The sequence below is a fragment of the Barnesiella propionica genome (genome assembly GCF_025567045.1).
Classification (GTDB): Bacteria; Bacteroidota; Bacteroidia; order Bacteroidales; family Barnesiellaceae; genus Barnesiella_B; species Barnesiella_B propionica.
Window position 1 is genome coordinate 155302 of the sequence record NZ_JAOQJK010000007.1, and the last position, 17550, is coordinate 172851.

Annotated in this window: 16 protein-coding genes and 1 tRNA gene; 7 read left to right on the top strand and 10 right to left on the bottom strand. The window is 40.2% G+C overall.

Translation table 11 applies throughout. The features are described from left to right. Positions 1-195 precede the first annotated feature (195 nt). From ubiE to mutY, 4 genes are all read right to left on the bottom strand, one after another. The gene (gene ubiE / locus OCV73_RS10810) at positions 196-939 is read right to left on the bottom strand and encodes a bifunctional demethylmenaquinone methyltransferase/2-methoxy-6-polyprenyl-1,4-benzoquinol methylase UbiE (protein ID WP_147552094.1); all 744 of its coding nucleotides are present in this window, start codon (positions 937-939) and stop codon (positions 196-198) included. Between the two features lie 24 nt (positions 940-963). Continuing rightward, a complete protein-coding gene (locus OCV73_RS10815) occupies positions 964-1917 on the bottom strand; it encodes a phosphoribosylaminoimidazolesuccinocarboxamide synthase (RefSeq protein ID WP_147552096.1) in 954 nt (317 codons plus the stop codon). 39 nt (positions 1918-1956) lie between these two features. Next, positions 1957-2940, bottom strand: a complete 984-nt coding sequence (locus OCV73_RS10820; protein ID WP_147552098.1) for a PhoH family protein — start codon at positions 2938-2940, stop codon at positions 1957-1959. A gap of 132 nt (positions 2941-3072) precedes the next feature. Further along, positions 3073-4167 carry an A/G-specific adenine glycosylase gene (gene mutY / locus OCV73_RS10825; protein ID WP_147552100.1) on the bottom strand — a complete coding sequence of 365 codons (1095 nt, stop codon included), beginning with the start codon at positions 4165-4167 and terminating at the stop codon, positions 3073-3075. Between the two features lie 87 nt (positions 4168-4254). Between mutY and OCV73_RS10830 the strand changes: the two genes are divergently transcribed. Beyond that, the gene (locus OCV73_RS10830; RefSeq protein WP_147552102.1) at positions 4255-5580 is read left to right on the top strand and encodes a DUF3843 family protein; all 1326 of its coding nucleotides are present in this window, start codon (positions 4255-4257) and stop codon (positions 5578-5580) included. Between the two features lie 12 nt (positions 5581-5592). Continuing rightward, entirely contained in the window at positions 5593-6414 is an 822-nt protein-coding gene (locus tag OCV73_RS10835) for an alpha/beta hydrolase (protein WP_147552103.1), read from the top strand. Between the two features lie 297 nt (positions 6415-6711). On the opposite strand, the gene OCV73_RS10840 is transcribed toward OCV73_RS10835, so the two are convergent. Continuing rightward, complete coding sequence (locus OCV73_RS10840) at positions 6712-7443, bottom strand: hypothetical protein (RefSeq protein ID WP_147552105.1); 732 nt, start codon at positions 7441-7443, stop codon at positions 6712-6714. 128 nt (positions 7444-7571) lie between these two features. Here OCV73_RS10840 and OCV73_RS10845 point away from each other — a divergent pair, with 128 nt between their 5' ends. From OCV73_RS10845 to OCV73_RS10855, 3 genes are all read left to right on the top strand, one after another. Beyond that, positions 7572-8318 carry an HAD family hydrolase gene (locus tag OCV73_RS10845; protein ID WP_147552107.1) on the top strand — a complete coding sequence of 249 codons (747 nt, stop codon included), beginning with the start codon at positions 7572-7574 and terminating at the stop codon, positions 8316-8318. A gap of 13 nt (positions 8319-8331) precedes the next feature. Beyond that, complete coding sequence (gene aroB / locus OCV73_RS10850; protein ID WP_147552108.1) at positions 8332-9390, top strand: 3-dehydroquinate synthase; 1059 nt, start codon at positions 8332-8334, stop codon at positions 9388-9390. Between the two features lie 117 nt (positions 9391-9507). Continuing rightward, positions 9508-9583, top strand: a tRNA-Pro gene (locus OCV73_RS10855). Positions 9584-9780: 197 nt separating this feature from the next. On the opposite strand, the gene OCV73_RS10860 is transcribed toward OCV73_RS10855, so the two are convergent. After that, positions 9781-10638: an enoyl-ACP reductase FabI gene (locus OCV73_RS10860; protein ID WP_147552110.1), complete on the bottom strand. Its 858-nt coding sequence runs from the start codon at positions 10636-10638 to the stop codon at positions 9781-9783. Positions 10639-10917: 279 nt separating this feature from the next. Here OCV73_RS10860 and OCV73_RS10865 point away from each other — a divergent pair, with 279 nt between their 5' ends. Beyond that, complete coding sequence (locus tag OCV73_RS10865; protein WP_147552112.1) at positions 10918-11877, top strand: ROK family protein; 960 nt, start codon at positions 10918-10920, stop codon at positions 11875-11877. 82 nt (positions 11878-11959) lie between these two features. On the opposite strand, the gene OCV73_RS10870 is transcribed toward OCV73_RS10865, so the two are convergent. From OCV73_RS10870 to OCV73_RS10880, 3 genes are read right to left on the bottom strand one after another with little or no spacing between them, the layout of a single operon-like run. Next, positions 11960-13129, bottom strand: a complete 1170-nt coding sequence (locus OCV73_RS10870) for a 1-acyl-sn-glycerol-3-phosphate acyltransferase (RefSeq protein ID WP_394802960.1) — start codon at positions 13127-13129, stop codon at positions 11960-11962. Between the two features lie 59 nt (positions 13130-13188). Continuing rightward, positions 13189-14253 (bottom strand): RluA family pseudouridine synthase, encoded by a 1065-nt coding sequence (locus OCV73_RS10875; RefSeq protein ID WP_147552115.1) that lies wholly within the window; start codon positions 14251-14253, stop codon positions 13189-13191. Beyond that, positions 14250-14873, bottom strand: coding sequence for a PASTA domain-containing protein (locus OCV73_RS10880; RefSeq protein WP_147552117.1), 624 nt, complete (start codon positions 14871-14873; stop codon positions 14250-14252). The genes OCV73_RS10875 and OCV73_RS10880 overlap by 4 nt, the downstream gene beginning before the upstream one ends. A 305-nt stretch (positions 14874-15178) precedes the next feature. Between OCV73_RS10880 and OCV73_RS10885 the strand changes: the two genes are divergently transcribed. After that, entirely contained in the window at positions 15179-16069 is an 891-nt protein-coding gene (locus OCV73_RS10885; RefSeq protein ID WP_147552119.1) for a hypothetical protein, read from the top strand. A 211-nt stretch (positions 16070-16280) separates the two neighbouring features. On the opposite strand, the gene OCV73_RS10890 is transcribed toward OCV73_RS10885, so the two are convergent. After that, positions 16281-17012: an outer membrane beta-barrel protein gene (locus tag OCV73_RS10890; RefSeq protein WP_147552120.1), complete on the bottom strand. Its 732-nt coding sequence runs from the start codon at positions 17010-17012 to the stop codon at positions 16281-16283. Positions 17013-17550 lie beyond the last annotated feature (538 nt).

Consider the following 17550-nt stretch of genomic DNA (forward strand, 5'->3'; position numbering starts at 1 on the left):
TTAAGTAATGTAATGTCCTTATAATATTGTTATACCCATATTCCGTATAGAATAATGTAATTTTTTAAAACAAAAATAATGTATATAATTTAAATTTTAAAATAATGTAACTAAAGAAATGTATAATAAACAAAAAAACAGGCTGTCGGGTATTCCGGACAGCCTGTTTTATAGCGTTCTAAAAAAGGTTTGTTGTTAATCTTTTTCTCCCATATATATGGAGCAAGCACCGAACGTGAGCTTGCGGCAACGCGTGCGGGTAAACCCGGCACGCTTGAATATTCCGAGCATGGCGTCTCCCTGGGGAACGGCGGCGATAGAGCGGGGCAAGTAGCTGTAGGCTCCTTTGTCTTTCGATACAAGCCGTCCTACGGCAGGAATAAGAGTGAACGAGTAAAACTTGTACAGTTGTTTGTAAGGTGTTTTCTCCGGGGTGGACAGTTCTATGACGGAAAGTACACCTCCGGGACGAAGCACGCGGTACATTTCGGCGAATCCCTGTTCAAGGTGTTCGAAATTACGTACACCATAAGCTACGGTGACGGCGTCGAAGCTGTCGTCTTCCGGTTTCAGTTCCAGGCAATCCTGTACTTCGAATTTTATTTTATCGCTCAGTCCCTCTGCCGACGCTTTTTGCCGGGCGATGGACAGCATGCCGTCGGAAAGGTCTATGCCCAGGATATAGTCGGGAGATAACTGGCGGTTCAATAGTATGGCGAGGTCTCCGGTTCCTGTTGCAACGTCCAGGATGCGTTTCGGCGAATAAGGAGCCAGCATCTTAACGGCTACGTTCCTCCACCATTTGTCTATCCCGAAGGTCATGGCACGGTTCATGAAGTCGTAAGCCGGGGCGATGGAGTCGAACATGTCTCTTACCTGCTCGGTCTTCTCTTTCTGTTTGTCGTACGGGAGAATTTCCTCCGCTTTATATTTTGTCATATCGGCACACAAGTTAAACAACCCTTATTTCCTGCGTTCTTTGAGGAATTGGGTTACGTTCTTTTCGATACGTGCGGCTACGTCGGAGAGATTCGCTTTCACAAATTTTTCTCCGGTTATATGCTCGTAAAGTTCTATATAACGACCGGATACGCTGTTGCAGTATTCTTCGGTCATTTCAGGTACTTTTTGTCCTGTTTGACCCTGGAAACCGTTTTGTATCAGCCATTGGCGCACAAACTCTTTGGATAACTGACGTTGCTCTTCTCTTTTGGCGAGACGATCTTCGTAGCCGTCGGCATAGAAATAACGGGAAGAGTCCGGCGTGTGTATTTCGTCCATCAGAATAATTTTGTCGCCTATTTTACCGAATTCGTATTTTGTGTCTACCAGGATGAGGCCTTTTTGCGCGGCCATCTCACATCCTCTTTGATATAGTGCGAGAGTATATTTTTCCAGTTGTTCGTAGTCTTCTTTTGAAACGATGCCTTGTGCGATGATTTCTTTTTTCGAAATATCTTCATCGTGTCCGGCTTCGGCTTTAGTAGTAGGGGTGATGATCGGGTGAGGAAACTTCTGGTTCTCTTTCATTCCTTCGGGCATTTTTTCTCCGCAGAGGCTCCTTTTTCCTTCTTTGTATTCCCGCCAGGCGTGTCCTGTGAGATAACCTCTCACGACCATTTCTACTTTGAACGGTTCGCAACGTAATCCTACCGTGACCATAGGGTCGGGAGTGGCGATTTTCCAGTTAGGGAGAATGTCTGTCGTCGCGTCCAGGAACTTGGCGGCAATCTGGTTCAATACCTGCCCTTTGTAGGGTATGCCTTCGGGAAGTATGACATCGAAAGCCGAAATACGGTCGCTGGCCACCATGACCAGTAAATCGTTGTCGATACTGTACACATCACGTACTTTTCCGTGATACACTCCCTGTTGACCCGGGAAGGTAAAATCTGTTTTTACTAAAGCATTTTTCATTTCTGTAATACTTATGTGTTTATTGTTTAGTGAAGAATGTTATTCTTGTTTTTCTTCTTTTTTCTTTTCAGCACGTTCGTTTTTTTGCTTTTCGTCATATTTTTCGTAAGCTTCCACGATACGCTGAACCAGCTTGTGACGAACGATGTCTTTTTTGTTGAATTCTACTTTTCCTATGCCTTGTATGCCTTTCAGTATGCGTATGGCCTGTATCAGGCCGGACGTCTGGGTAGGCGGCAGGTCTATCTGTGTCATATCTCCCGTGATTATCATCTTGGCATTCATACCCAGACGTGTCAGGAACATCTTTATCTGGTGGGTGGTCGTATTCTGGGCCTCGTCGAGAATAATCACAGCATCGCTCAAGGTACGTCCCCTCATAAAGGCGAGCGGGGCTATTTGAATGACATTGCTTTCCATATATTCTTTCAGTTTGGCCGCCGGAATCATGTCCTGCAGCGCATCGTAAAGCGGCTGGAGATAAGGGTCTATTTTATCTTTCATATCGCCCGGCAGGAAGCCTAATTTTTCTCCCGCTTCTACGGCAGGGCGGCTGAGAATGATTTTCTTTACTTCCTTGTTCTTAAGCGCACGTACGGCGAGTGCGATAGCTACGTAGGTTTTGCCCGATCCGGCAGGTCCCAGGGCGAATACGAGGTCGTTAGTCCCGAAAGCCGTTACCAGTTTCTGCTGATTCGGGGTACGCCCTACGATGGGTTTGCCGTTTACTCCGTATATGATAAGATGGTCTTGTTTTACTTCTACAGGTGCGGCACCTCTTATGATGTCGATAATGATCTCCTCTGTAAGCTGGTTGTACCGGGAACAATAATCTTCCAGTTCTTTGATCTTGGTTTCGAAAGCTGCAGTTTCTTTTTCGTCGCCGATAACTTTTAAAACATTACCCCGGGCTGCCAGACGTAATTTAGGGAAAAGATTTTTGATAAGTTGTATATTGCTGTTGTTTACACCGTAAAATACAACCGGATCGATGTTGTCTAAAATGATTACTCTTTCTATCATGCAATAATGAAGAAACTTTTTTTCATTGTTAATATTGAGAAAGAAAAACGAAAACCGCCGCATCACACGGTTTAGGTATATATTTATGTTACAAAGGTAATAAATATGTCAGGATAAGCGATCCTGCTGTCATTATTTTTTAGATAAAATATCCTGCCATACTTTTTCGAGGTAGCTTTCCGTGAGGCGGGCTACTGCGTAATCTCCAATGGAACTGTTCTCAATACATTTATAAGCGTCCAAGTGTTCACCGGAACATGAAATATATATTGTGTAGAATTTTGCGTTTATGATGCGGTGTGAAAGGACATGTCTGCAGACGTAAGGAATACTTTGAATGTAAAGCGTGTTTATGCCGGTGAATAATTCTTTGTATCCGGGTGTTTTTTGAATTTCGTCCAGATTCATTTCCCGGTCGGTTTCAATGAGGGGAAATTCATAAAGGTTTCTCCAGATATCGTTTCCGTTGCGGCGATGTATCCATGTCTTGTCTTCAAGGATGATATGGAAATAATTGAAATAACGGGGTTTGACAATAGCCTTCGTTTGTTTTAGAGGATATTTTTCTGTTTGTCCTTCTGCATAAGCCAGACACTTGCCTGATAGGGGACACTCGTTGCATTTGGGAGAACGGGGAAGGCAATGGAGCGCGCCGAACTCCATCAGGGCCTGGTTGTATTCACCCGGATTTTTCCGGTCGAGTAATTCGTTTGCCAGGCCGGAGAACAGTTTTTTTCCCTGGGTGGAGTCGATAGGTGTATCTATGGCAAAAAGCCGGGACAGTACGCGATAAACATTCCCGTCTACCGTAGCATAAGGAAGTCCGTAGGAGAAAGAACAAATAGCGGCTGCAGTGTATTCTCCGATACCTTTTAGCCCGAGTACTTCTTTGTATGTTTTCGGGAAACGGCCTGCATATTTTTCGGCCATGAACCGGGCGGCGGCATGGAGATTACGCGCACGGCTGTAATATCCCAGTCCCTGCCAGTATTTCATAACCTCGTCGTTATCGGCTTCGGCCAGGGATACGATATCGGGAAACCGGCTTATAAAACGGATATAATAATCCAGTCCTTGTGCTACGCGGGTTTGTTGCAAAATAATCTCTGATATCCATATCCGGTACGGGTCGGCCGTATGCCTCCAGGGTAAATCCCTTTTGTGTATCCGGTACCATTGTATAAGTTCCGGGGCTATAGGTGAATCGTTGTCTTTGTTTTCGTACATATCTGCAAAATTAGTAAAAAGGAGGTAAAGCGGTGTTATCTTTCATCTTTTATATCTATTTTTGTAAAACAATAAAAAATAAGAATAATGGGTAAAATGAAACAGGTCATATATAGCCGGGATTGGTTGGCTATGCATCCTTACCAGAGTTCTGCCAGGACCGATTTTTACTATACGACACTGGCGAATAAAGCATGCGAATCTATTTCGAACCGTATGGGCGGGATATATGAAGAAGATGTATTGTATCTGAGTTCTGAAGAACGCAAGGAATTAAGCTGCATGTTGCTTTGTTATTTCGAAGATATAATATCACAAGCGGGTATGTTCGCAGCTTTGGTCCGCATACATGAAGAACGTTTCGGCACTCCTCTGCCTTTTTTCCGGATTACGGAAGATTATGTAAAAGGGGAAATAAATAAAGAAGACCTGCAGTTTCTGATATGGCATTATTATATGCAGCTGAATAATCTGGATTTTCCGTTTTCTCCCCTTACTCCTCTTTTCTCCGATATGGCGGAGGATGTTATGGCTTTGCTGGAGCCGGAGTACGAGACCGCGCCTGAGAATGATAAATTACAGGCTTTTTTCCATGTAGATGATAAAGAAGCTTCCGATATATATGCTTTACATAGTAAGTTTTTCTGGTTGGGGACAGAGTCTTATCTGTTTTGCGGTGACGGACTTTTGTTGCAGGATAGTGTAGAGGAACTTGCCGAAGAAGCTAAATCCAACGGTATGGAAGAGCAGTTGCCCGATCTGGTGAATATGTCCTGTAATGATTTTGCCTATAACAATATTACGGAGTTCTTTTCTTTCTCCGCTCCTCGTTGGCTGGCCGAAATACTGGGAAAAGAACATGTCGCTTATAAGGGACTGACGAGCCTGGGAAAGAAGTATTCCGGTTATTTCCTGTATGAAAGGGAAGAAAACGATTATACTTATTTTCGTCATATTGCCACAGGTACGGAATTGGAGGTGAATAAGTTGTCACTGAAAGGGTTCCCGAAAGAGATGAAAAGCGAAGACGTGATCTTATTTGCCGGATTTATACGCTGGTCGGCTGGCTGGTGGTTTGTCGGGCAGGTGAGAAGTTATGAAAAGAACGAAGAATTGCTTGATGAAATTTCGGGGAATGAAGATGAGTATAACTTGTTCGAACCGGAGGCAGAACTACCGGAAGAGGAACAGGAAATTATCCTTAACGATGTACTGGCTGATTTGGGGGAAGGTGACGATGCGATAAGTGAAGAAGATGCGGCCTGGCAGGCTGTGCTGAATGATGAAATAGGGAAAGAGTATTTTCTTAAACGTTATGAGTCCGGTGATATACCTGCCCTGAATTTCTTTAACGATGAAAATAACCTTATGCAGGATAATATAAGGTTTATACTGGACTATGTAAAACGCTAATATGTAAATGCCATGAAACAGAAGTTATCAGTTTTTTTATTGTTCCTGTTATGGGCAATGCCTTTGTTTGCCGCAGTACAGGTAGATACGGTCGTTGTGAGAGCAAGCCGTATGAACAGGGAAGTGAAGAATGTCGTTATTTTGCCGGCGGATTATAATGAATCGGCACTCTATCCGGTTATCTATTTGTTACATGGTTACGGAGGTGATTATAGTTCCTGGCTTAAAATTAAACCTGATTTGCCGCAGCTGGCAACGGAAAAGCAAGTAATCTTTGTTTGTCCCGACGGATTGAGCAGTTGGTATTGGGATAGCCCTGTCAATAAAGATATGCAATTCGAAACCTACGTATCCAAGGACCTTGTCGGATATATGGACGCTCATTATCGTACTGTTGCCGATCGTTCGGGACGTGCTATTGCCGGATTGAGTATGGGCGGACACGGTGCTTTGTGGTTATCTATCCGCCATCGGGACACATTCGGTGCAGCCGGAAGTATGAGCGGAGGCGTAGATATACGCCCGTTCCCTGAAAAATGGAAAATGAGCGTACAATTGGGCGAAAAGAATAAGAATCCTGAAGTTTGGGAAAAGCATACGGTAATTAATCTTGTCCCTACGCTGAAAAACGGAGACCTGGCTATGATTATCGATTGCGGATATGACGATTTCTTTTTTAAAGTAAATAATAATATGCACAATGAATTGTTGAATAGAGGCATCATGCACGATTTTATTGTTCGCCCCGGAGGACATACTTCGAAATACTGGAATAATTCCATTGATTATCAGATTGTATTCTTTAAAAAGTATTTCGAAAACGCCCGTAAATAGTAAATCTAAATTTATATGTTAACAGAAAGGGCGTTTTTACACAAATGATGTTAAATCAAGAAGTATTTTCACATAATTATTTGGAGAAGACCTCTTGAAGGATTACATTTGTACTATGTTTTTTCATAGTATTAGATTTAAGGTTTACAAAATTGGGCTGTTGTGAAACAGCCTTTTTTGTTTTTATGGCAGTTTGTCTATTACTTGTTGTGAATAGGAGATAACATATTAAGATGGAAATAAAAAAGACGGGTATTTCAAGATATCCGTCTTTCTTTTGAATATTTTATTCGTTATTTATTGAATAACCTCGGTTGGGTGTATGCGGAATGCCAACGTATCGGAGCCTGTTTGTCCCGAAACTTTGTATTCTACTTTGCGTAAAGAAACAAGAGGCTGTTGCAGATCTCTTGTTTCATACTGTTTTACATAACGGTTCGTCGCAATATATTTATCTTTGCCGGTTTCTATATGGGTGTCAAGAATCTTTTGTGCTTCTTCTGCTTGCTTGGTATAGGAGAATGAACGTTCTTTATCGAACTTGACATACGATTCATGATCGTTCGGAGTTTCATTGAGGATATCCCGGTAATTTTTCAGAGTCTCGGCGTGCCGCATGTCATTCCCGTATTTCCTTTGGGCCTCTTTATATTTTTTCAGGTATTCACTGTGCCGCATTATTTGGTTTTTCTCGTCCAGTTGTGCCGCATAATTTTTTTCCTCAGCATCTTTTGTATAAGACTCCAGCAGGGCATCGTATGCTTTTCCGGCTTGCTCTTTATAATAATCCAGACTGTCTTGTGCCGTTATTATTTTAATTTCTATATCGGAAAGATATTCCACATCGTCTGCTCTGGCCGGCTTTACCGTTTTGCCTTGTACAGGCAGTGTGAGTGTTTTATTTTTTACCTGGGATTTTACATGCGCATTAAAAGCTCCTTTATAATCACCATCGGCAACTCCGCCGCAAGAGGAAAATATAATCGTCATGCAAACAGTAGCGGAAAATAATTGTTGTACTCTTTTCATTTTCGGACAAATTAATTAGAACTACAGGTATGTTTTGTTACAAAGCTAACCTTTTTCCTGAAAAAAATAAGTATTTCACGTAAATACTTTGTAAGTTTGTAATTTATAAAGTGAAAAAGATTGTGTGTATGTTGACTGCTTCTATTGAAAAATATTTACGTAAAAACGGATATGGACAGATAATGCTTAAGTCCGTACTTATCGATATGGACGGAGTTTTGTACGACTCCATGAAAAATCATGTGCGGGCCTGGTATCTTACGATGACAGCTATAGGTGTGGATTGTACCGAAGAGGAATTTTATTTGTATGAGGGTAGAACAGGCGCCAGTACGATTAAGTTATTATTTCAGAGGCAATTCGGCCGTGATGCGACAGAAGAGGATGTGAAGAGATTATATGCTGAAAAAGTCCGTCATTTTCATGAGTTGCCCCCCATTCAGCCCATGCCGGGTGCAGATGTTTTACTGGAGAAAATAATTGCTGAAGGATTACGCCCCGTATTGGTAACAGGATCGGGACAAAAATCTTTGCTGGAAAGTTTGAATAAAGATTATCCGGGAGTATTTGCTCCGGAATATATGGTTACGGCTTTTGACGTGAAGTACGGGAAACCTCATCCGGAACCTTATCTTATAGGTATGAAGAAAAGTCATGCGAAACCCTGGGAAGCGATAGTCGTGGAAAACGCTCCGTTGGGCGTGGAAGCCGGTGTTGCTTCCGGCGCATTTACCATAGCAGCAAATACAGGACCTATGCCGGATGAAGAGTTATGGGCTTCCGGCTCTGATGTATTATATCATTCCATGCAGGATCTGGCCGACCATTTCGGCGAATTATCGGAAGCTTTTAAGAATACGATTGTAAAATCATAAGAATTTGAAGTTCATGGAACAAGCGATTCTATTTACCGAAGATATTGTAAATACTTCTCAAGATTTTCTTAATGCATGCGATTATGACCGGCTTTTTGTTCTTACCGACGAACATACCCGGAATCTCGCGTTGCCGTTGTTTCCTTCTTCCCATTTGTTGAATCTGGCTGATCAGATAACAATCGGAGCAGGCGATGTACATAAGAATATGGATTCTTTAGTTGCGGTATGGCAGGTTTTGAGCCGGAATGGGGCGACCCGTAAATCTTTACTGGTAAATCTGGGTGGCGGAATGATTACCGACTTGGGAGGATTTGCGGCATCTGCCTTCAAGCGCGGTATACGGTTTGTCAATATTCCTACTACATTATTGGGTGCGGTAGATGCGGCGGTAGGCGGTAAAACGGGAATTAATTTTAACGGATTGAAGAATGAAATAGGCGTTTTTAATCCTGCAGAAGGTGTATTGATCTCCACCCAGTTTTTTTCTTCCTTGTCCCGTCATGAACTTTTATCGGGATATGCCGAGATGCTGAAGCACGGACTTATCAGTAACAAGGATGTATATCAAAAGCTTTTGGCATATGATTTTGAATATTTATCTTTAACCGAAATGCTGAGGTTGCTGGAAGAATCGGTGAAAGTGAAAGAACATATAGTAAAAATCGATCCTTGTGAGAAGGGTGTCCGTAAAGCCCTGAATCTGGGGCATACGGTAGGTCATGCCTTTGAAAGTTTATCTCATGAACAAAACTCTCCGGTTCCTCACGGATTTGCAGTGGCCTGGGGATTAGTCTGCGAATTACTGATTTCACACCAAAAATTACAATTCCCTTCTGCTGTAATATCTGTTTTCTCCAGATATGTATATGATAATTACGGGGCATTTCCGTTTAGTTGCGATGACTATGAGCATTTGTATGATTTAATGACCCATGATAAGAAAAACGAAGCCGGAGTGATTAACTTTACGTTGCTTTCGGAAGTGGGAAAACCTGTTATCAATCAAACGGCCGATAAGGAAACGGTATTTATTGCTTTTGACCTGTACAGGGACTTGTTCCGGTTATAGCCAGACTTTGAGAACGTTAAGTTCCTGACAAGTATAAAATGCATTTTTAAGGACAAAAAAGTATCTGAAAAATTTTGCCGGTAAAGTAAAAAACAGTACTTTTGCATCACATTTGAACGGGGTGTAGCTCAGCCCGGTTTAGAGTACGCGTCTGGGGGGCGTGTGGTCGCAAGTTCGAATCTTGTCACCCCGACTGTTCAAATAGAAGGAATTAAGTGAAAGCTTAATTCCTTTTTTATTTTCCTGATGAATATATTTACTGTCGATGATTAAATTTTACATTATCTTACGGTTTTAATGTAACGCTACGCCAGCATTATACAATGAAAGGATATAAAAAAGGGAGATATCATTGATTCTCCCTTTTCATATCTTTTGGAATTGTCCGGGTTATCCGTAACAAATATCTCCGTTTTCATTGCGGAATTCGTCAAAACTTTTGTTGTATTGGTTCATTGCGCGTAAGCTCATACCCATGCTGGAGAATCCTCCGTCGTGATATAAATTCTGCATGGTTACTTTGCGGGTGTAATCTGAGAACATCATGACACAATAGTCTGCGCATTCGTCTGCCGTGGCATTTCCCAGAGGGGACATACGGTTGGCAAAATCCATCAGGGAGTCTATGCCTTTGACACCGCTACCTGCTGTAGTCATCGTAGGAGACTGGGAAATGGTATTGATACGTACGTTCTTTTCTCGTCCGTAAATATAACCGAAGCTGCGGGCAATAGATTCCAGCAACGCTTTTGCATCGGCCATGTCATTATATCCGAAAAGCGTGCGTTGAGCTGCAACGTACGACAATGCTACGATGGAACCATATTCGTTGATGGCGTCCAGTTTTTTAGCAACTTGTATCATCTTATGAAACGAAACGGCGGATATGTCGAGTGTTTTATCGAGCAGGTCGTAATCCAGATCGTCGTATGGGCGTTTTTTTCGTACGTTCGGAGACATACCGATGGAATGTAAAACAAAATCTATTTTACCTCCCATAATCTCCATAGATTTGGAAAATACCATTTCCAGATCTTCGATATTTGTTGCATCCGCTGGGATAATCTCGGCATGAAGTTTTTCTCCTAATTCCGATACCTGACCCATACGTACCGCCACGGGAGTGTTTGTAAGTGTAATGATAGCACCTTCTTCTACTGCTTTTTCGGCAACTTTCCATGCAATGGACATATCGTTCAATGCACCAAAGATGATACCTCTTTTACCTTTTAATAAATTGTTCGCCATATACAAGCTTTTTAGTTTTCAATTTGATTGCACATATTTGTGCACATTGTGTTATTTTTGGCTGGCAAATATACAACTATTTTTTAACGTAACAATATTTTTTCTTATTTTGTAATCTCTATATTGCAATTTAGGGGAATTATTTATTTTTCGAAACAGATATAAATACTATCTAAAAGAATATTCCTTTCCTGTGTTTTATAATTGCAATACATTCGTAATAATGAAATGTTTCTTATATTTGCGTAGTAATAAGAATAAAAACAAAAAGAAATTATCATGAGCAAACCATATGTAGTAGGAATTGATATTGGGGGAACCAATACGGTATTCGGGATTGTTGATGCCAGAGGAAACGTTCTGGCCAGCGGTTCTATAAAAACGCAGAAATATGCGGCCATAGGCGATTATGTCAATGATTTATATAACGAACTGACTCGTTTGCTGGAACAGGAGAATGTAGCTGATCAGATAGCCGGAATCGGAGTGGGAGCTCCAAATGCCAATTATTTTACCGGGAATATAGAAGCAGCTGCAAATTTGCCGTGGAAAGGCGTTATACCGTTTGCGCAGATGCTGAGAGATAAATTTGGCATTCCGGTGTCTATTACCAACGATGCAAATGCGGCGGCGATAGGTGAAATGACTTATGGGGCTGCACGAGGTATCAAAGATTTTATAATGATAACTTTGGGTACCGGAGTGGGTAGCGGTATCGTTATAAACGGCCAGCTGGTTTATGGACATGACGGTAATGCCGGTGAACTTGGACACGTTATCGTGCGCCGGAATAACGGACGGTTATGTGGTTGTGGCCGTACGGGATGCCTGGAGGCTTATGCTTCGGCGACTGGTGTGGCACGTACGGCAAGAGAATTTCTGGAGTTGCGTAATGATTCGTCTGTTCTCCGGCAAATCCCGATTCAGGATATTACGTCCAAAGACGTGTATGACGCCGCTACGTCCGGAGATAAACTGGCTCAGGAAATTTTTGAATATACCGGTACTATTTTGGGAGAGACTTTTGCCGATTTTGTGGCATTTTCCAGTCCTAAAGCGATTATACTATTCGGAGGGTTATCAAAGTCGGGCGAACTGATTATGCGCCCCATACGTGAAGCTCTTGAAAAAAATCTGCTTACCATTTATAAAGGCAAGGTACAGGTATTGCTTTCGGAACTGAAAGAAAGTGATGCTGCCGTTCTGGGTGCAAGTGCATTGGGATGGGAAGCTAAATAATAAAGTGAAGATTAAAAAATAAAAAAGGTATTTCCGCGCAAGCAGAAATACCTTTTTTATGGAGCGATTTATTTTATTTGGATTATGTTTCGAGTGCTGTAAGTTTATTTTTCAATGGATTGGAATACATTGTCAGCATCATTTTTCTCAGGAATTCCTCATCGCGGTTGGGAACATCGGTAATTTTAGCCAATTGGTTGTTGATATAAGTCACGAAGGTTTCATGGTCTTCTCGTGTATATTTATTTGCGAATAAGTTTCCCTCATGCAGAAGGTCATAAGCGACGTAATTTCCCGGGTATATCCGGTAATTGGAATGTATCGACTGATCCATTACCTTTATGGCAGCTTCCAGTATTTCCGGCTTATTATCGTTGGGACAGATGCTTTCCAGGCTTTTATTGATGCAAGGTGATAATTCGAAATGAATATGCCCTTTGTAGCCCAATAACCCTATTTCCATACTGTGCAGGTCATCCTCCTGTGTTTTCTTATATTCGGGGTTGTCACGTTTCAAAAGAAATTCTTTTGCTTTCAGGTAATCGCAGGGATCATATTCATACGATATGGTTACGGGTATGATATTTAATTCTTTCAGATTGGATAACAGATCACGGTCGCCTGCGAGACCGAGCATTTTGAGCAAACTTTCCTGTGTACGGTCGTTCGAGTCTTTTGCCCTTCCTTCTCGTTGGGCGATCCATAGCGACTGTTTTTTTTCCCGTATGGTATAATGTATATAAGCTGATAGCTGGCAGGCCGCTTCCAGTGTTTTGCGTTTACCTACATCCCGTTTTACGATGAAACTTTTGTTGAGCCTTACCAGATCCGATATCCAGTCAAAAATCAACAGGTTATCTCCGATAGCAACTTCGCTGGATTCAAAACCTTTCTTGATAAGCAGCAAGTTCAGGAAAGACGCATCCAGAACTATGTCACGGTGATTTGACATGAACACATAGCTACCGCTGTGCGATATGTTTTCAAATCCTCCGCCATCTACTCCTGACGAAGTGGTTTTTGCCAGGTGTTCCAGAAAAGGAACCATGACCGTCAGCTGGAAATCTCTTTTTGTCTTTAAAGATAAGAGCTTCTGGCTGAAAAGATTATAATCTACATCGTGTAGGACATATTTGACTGCATGTTCAAATTTATCTTCCTTGACTAATGATTTCATTTTTTCCTGAAATTCCTCGTCATAGAAAGGCCGGATGTCTTCAAATTCTAACGATTTTTCCATAGTTCTATCCATTTATTACCACTACATAGTAAATGTTTATTTCTTGTTTAAGTTACTCATGCATTAGCGGTTTATACTTCCCGGTTTTGCATGTAGTTACGCCATTTGGCTATTACATTAGTTATATCTTCCGGTATCTCCGAGTCGAAGAACATGCTTTCTCCGGTGCGGGGATGCTTGAATCCCAGTGTCTTGGCATGTAAAGCCTGCCGGGGACATACTTCAAAACAATTCTGTACAAATTGTTTGTATTTTGTAAAAGTGGTCCCTTTTAATATCTGGTCTCCTCCATAGCGGGCGTCGTTGAACAGAGTATGGCCGATATATTTCATATGGACTCTGATCTGATGAGTGCGTCCAGTTTCCAGGCGGCATTCCACTACCGATACATATCCCAGTCTTTCAAGAGTCGTATAATGAGTAACGGCACTCTTGCCATAGTCTCCGTCAGGGAATACGGTCATTTGTAGTCTGTCTTTCAGGCTGCGTCCTATATTCCCTTCTATACGTCCGTCGTTTTCTTCCATAGTTCCCCATACCAGAGCTACGTATTTTCTCTGAGTTGTTTTATGGAAGAATTGTAATCCTAAATTTGTTTTAGCTTCAGGCGTTTTGGCTATTACCAATAATCCTGAAGTATCTTTATCGATGCGGTGAACCAATCCTAACCGCGGATCACTCACATCGTATTGGGGAACATTTCGGAAATGATATGCTAACGCATTTACCAAAGTTCCGCTATAATTCCCGTGTCCCGGATGCACTACCAGTCCGGGTTGTTTATTAACGACCAGTACATCTTCGTCTTCATAAACTACATTTAACGGGATGTCCTGGGGAATAATTTCAAATTCATATCTGGGCCTGTCCATTACCACGGCAACCACATCAAGGGGTTTTACACGATAATTGGATTTTACGGCAACTCCGTTTACTAATATACATCCTGCTTCCGCTGCTTGTTGTATCCGGTTTCTGGATGCATTTTCCAGGCGGCTGACTAGAAATTTATCGACCCTTAACAAGCTTTGACCTTTGTCGGCGACGAATCTGAAATGTTCGTATAATTCCCTTTCTCCTTCGTCCGATACGATGATATCTTCATCTTCCGGATATTCTTTAATTTTTTCTATCATTCAAACCAAGATGTTTCGGATTCTTCAGGATTATTTACCGTATTCAGGAACAGGCTGTCGTTTTCGATAGTCGTTTCTCCGTTTCCTACACTTAGAACAACAGTGGAACTGGCAGGGATCTTATCTCCTTTATATATTTCCCGTCCCTGGTAGCTCATGCCCATGACGAGGTCTTTAAATTCTGAATTTATATAGTTTATTACTACAGACTCGAATCCCAATCCTTCCAGAATAGCAGTAGCCTGTCTCTGAGACATATCTCTTACTTCCGGGCAGGTAATCATCCGGGGACTATAAGCATTCAAAGTAAGAAATATAATCCGGTTCTGTTTTACTTTCGAGCTTTCTTCCGGAATTTGTTCGACGATAGCTCCCGGTCTGGCACCGGATATATAAACAGAATCGATAACTTCATATCGTAAATTTTGCCGTGATAATATTCTTTCGGCATCACTTAATTGAAGATTTTTTACATTAGGAACCGGTATACCCTCACCATGATGGGTGTAAACGTCAAGTCCGTACATAAGGACAGTTATCAGGACTATTGCCGTCACTCCTATCAGCAATAATGTCTTGATAATACGGTGGTTCTTTATGAAATCCAATATTTTTTTCACTTTGATCTCTAAGAAAAATATGTTTTTAGTAAGCAAAGATAGTGAAAATGATTCGTTAAACAATTAACTTAAACATATTTATAACGTATATGAGACTTTAAACACTCCGCTTTATCCTTGTTAAATCCGGGAAACAAGATTTAAATTATTAATAGACAATCTGGTATGTACTTCGGTTTAACATTCATAACTTAAAAAATCTAATTAATATTGATTTGTACGGGCTAAAAATGTACATTTGCGCGTAATTAGAAGCATATTATATATTGACTGCAAAGTATGTTTGTGTTTAAATTTTCAACTTAATGAAGAAAAATATTATTTGGATAGTAATTGCTATTCTGCTAATTGCATTATCGGTGGCCGCATTTTTTATTTACAGGCAGAGCCGAGAAATGTCCGATTTTAAGGCTCAGGTCGAGATCGAGAAAGAACGGGATGCCCTGGAAAAGGAGTATTCCGATTTGGCTTTGCAATATGACCAGATAGAGGGCCAGAAGATGATTTTTAATAATGATTCTCTTATAGAAAAATTAGATGCCGAAAGAATAAAGACACAGCGCTTGCTGGAAGAGTTGCGTACCGTGAAATCGACCAGTTCGGCACGTATAAATGAATTAAAGAAAGAATTGGCTACATTACGTGGAGTAATGCGTTCTTATATTATACAAATAGATTCTTTAAATGCGGCAAATCAGAAATTGAGAGCGGAGAATGAGCAGGTAAGCCGGAAATACAGTGAGGTTTCTGCAACAGCAAGCATGCTGAAAAAAGAAAAAGAAGAATTATCCGAGAAAGTAACTTTGGCATCTAAACTTGATGCGGTGGGCATTACAGTTACTCCTATTGATTCCAGAGGAAAAGTTGCAAAAAAAATAAATAAGATCGATAAATTTAAAATCTCATTTTCAATTGCAAAGAATGTCACGGCACAGGTGGGAGAAAAATATATCTATGTCAGGATCGTGAAACCCGATGATGATGTATTGGTAAAAAATAGAGCAGACGTATTTCCTTTCGAAGGCCAGGAGATTAATTATTCTTGTCGTAAACTTATAGAATATGAGGGAGAAGAATTGAACGATGTAACATTATATTGGAATGTGGAAGAATTTCTTTACCCGGGCGATTATCGTGTCGAGATATTTGCAGATAACTATCGTATAGGTTCTCGTTCTTTTAATTTGAAAAAATAAAATTTCCGGTAATAACTCTTGAAGAGATGATGGAACTCTCCTTTGTATGGGAGTAGGGAATGTTCTCCATGGAGGAATTAATCTTTTCTCGGTAAATTTATTCTATTACGAAAGAATAATAGATGTTTGCTATGTCATCACAATTTATATGATAAAGAAATAGCGGATAAAAATCATTTTATCCGCTATTTCTTTATAAAATTTTTATTTATTAGAATCTCCAGCCTAAACGTATTTCAGGAGTAGCTTCGAATAATAAATTCAAATATGATTCTTTAAAGTTGCTCTTAACTTCTTCTTTCTTATTATCGGTAGTCGTAGTGGTTTTAAGTTTGCCATAACTGATGGAGTTCAAACCGAAACTGAATTCAGTTCCTACATAAAGACCTTTGTAAACATAAAAGTCAAGACCGGTAAATGCTTTTACATTGAACGTCGTAGCCGAACGGCCCAGAATATTATCAGGATTCTCGATATCATCTACAGCTACACCGCTAATTTCTATTTCTGATTTGTTGGTAGTTGAGCTATTGATAGTTTCTATTGTGTATTTTGTTTTTGCGCTTACAATTCCGAAACCGGCAGCACCACCTACATAAACAGATAAACGGGGAGCGATATTGATATGATATTCATAACCTAAGTTAAGGCCGAAGTTGAATGTATTCCATTTGCCTTCCTCTTTTGTATTCGGTGTTTCATCTGTTGTTTCGTCGCTTAATTTTCCATTTCTATAGCCCAGATCGAGATCCAGACGAAGAGCGTGTTTTTCATTTAAGAAATAGCGGAGACGAAGACCGTCAACGGCAAAAGTGTTTTTGTCTGTTTTAAAAGGAGCAAATTTAAGTTCTGTTGTTACTGTTCCTTCTTCAGGTTGGTACTGTGCAAAAGAATAAGTAGATGCGAACAGGCAAACTACTAAAACAAGCATTAGTTTTTTCATTTTCGTTTGTAATTTAATTAATAAAATAATTAATTATAGATAGGTTTAAAATGATTTTTTGTTAAGCAAAATATAAATGCCGGTATTTTTGTTAGTATTATTTTTACTATTGTTGGTATATTTTTTTAATTGAAACAAATATATACTAATCAAAACAGAGAATCAAGATATTTTATTATATTAACATTCTTGAAAATGATAAATTGGCAAGATATTTTAAATAGAATGCAATTAATATTTTGTTAATTAGTAATATATTATATTTTATGTTTGTATGTAGATAAAACATTTTTTATGGTTTTAATGTTAATATAAGTATAAAAATGATTTAGATAAGGTTTGTATTATTAAAATATTTTTAAGGGAAAAAGATATAGGGTAGAGGTTCAATAAAAAAATAAATTTGATAAAGCTGTTTTTGTGTATTAATTTGCGGATGGACAGTGATAAAAGAGCATTATTGTAGCTGTGCCGGTTTTTATGATATGATGCGAAATGAATGCAAATATTAAAAAATAGTAAATATGGAAAACTAATA

Coding starts and splice junctions, on each gene's coding strand:
- OCV73_RS10890 (WP_147552120.1), bottom strand. CDS start 17,012: ATGAAAAAACTAATGCTTGTTTTAGTAGTTTGCCTGTTCGCATCTACT.
- OCV73_RS10815 (WP_147552096.1), bottom strand. CDS start 1,917: ATGAAAAATGCTTTAGTAAAAACAGATTTTACCTTCCCGGGTCAACAG.
- OCV73_RS10835 (WP_147552103.1), top strand. CDS start 5,593: ATGAAACAGAAGTTATCAGTTTTTTTATTGTTCCTGTTATGGGCAATG.
- OCV73_RS10865 (WP_147552112.1), top strand. CDS start 10,918: ATGAGCAAACCATATGTAGTAGGAATTGATATTGGGGGAACCAATACG.
- OCV73_RS10845 (WP_147552107.1), top strand. CDS start 7,572: ATGTTGACTGCTTCTATTGAAAAATATTTACGTAAAAACGGATATGGA.
- mutY (WP_147552100.1), bottom strand. CDS start 4,167: ATGTACGAAAACAAAGACAACGATTCACCTATAGCCCCGGAACTTATA.
- OCV73_RS10885 (WP_147552119.1), top strand. CDS start 15,179: ATGAAGAAAAATATTATTTGGATAGTAATTGCTATTCTGCTAATTGCA.
- OCV73_RS10875 (WP_147552115.1), bottom strand. CDS start 14,253: ATGATAGAAAAAATTAAAGAATATCCGGAAGATGAAGATATCATCGTA.
- ubiE (WP_147552094.1), bottom strand. CDS start 939: ATGACAAAATATAAAGCGGAGGAAATTCTCCCGTACGACAAACAGAAA.
- OCV73_RS10860 (WP_147552110.1), bottom strand. CDS start 10,638: ATGGCGAACAATTTATTAAAAGGTAAAAGAGGTATCATCTTTGGTGCA.
- OCV73_RS10870 (WP_394802960.1), bottom strand. CDS start 13,129: ATGGATAGAACTATGGAAAAATCGTTAGAATTTGAAGACATCCGGCCT.
- OCV73_RS10830 (WP_147552102.1), top strand. CDS start 4,255: ATGGGTAAAATGAAACAGGTCATATATAGCCGGGATTGGTTGGCTATG.
- OCV73_RS10840 (WP_147552105.1), bottom strand. CDS start 7,443: ATGAAAAGAGTACAACAATTATTTTCCGCTACTGTTTGCATGACGATT.
- OCV73_RS10820 (WP_147552098.1), bottom strand. CDS start 2,940: ATGATAGAAAGAGTAATCATTTTAGACAACATCGATCCGGTTGTATTT.
- aroB (WP_147552108.1), top strand. CDS start 8,332: ATGGAACAAGCGATTCTATTTACCGAAGATATTGTAAATACTTCTCAA.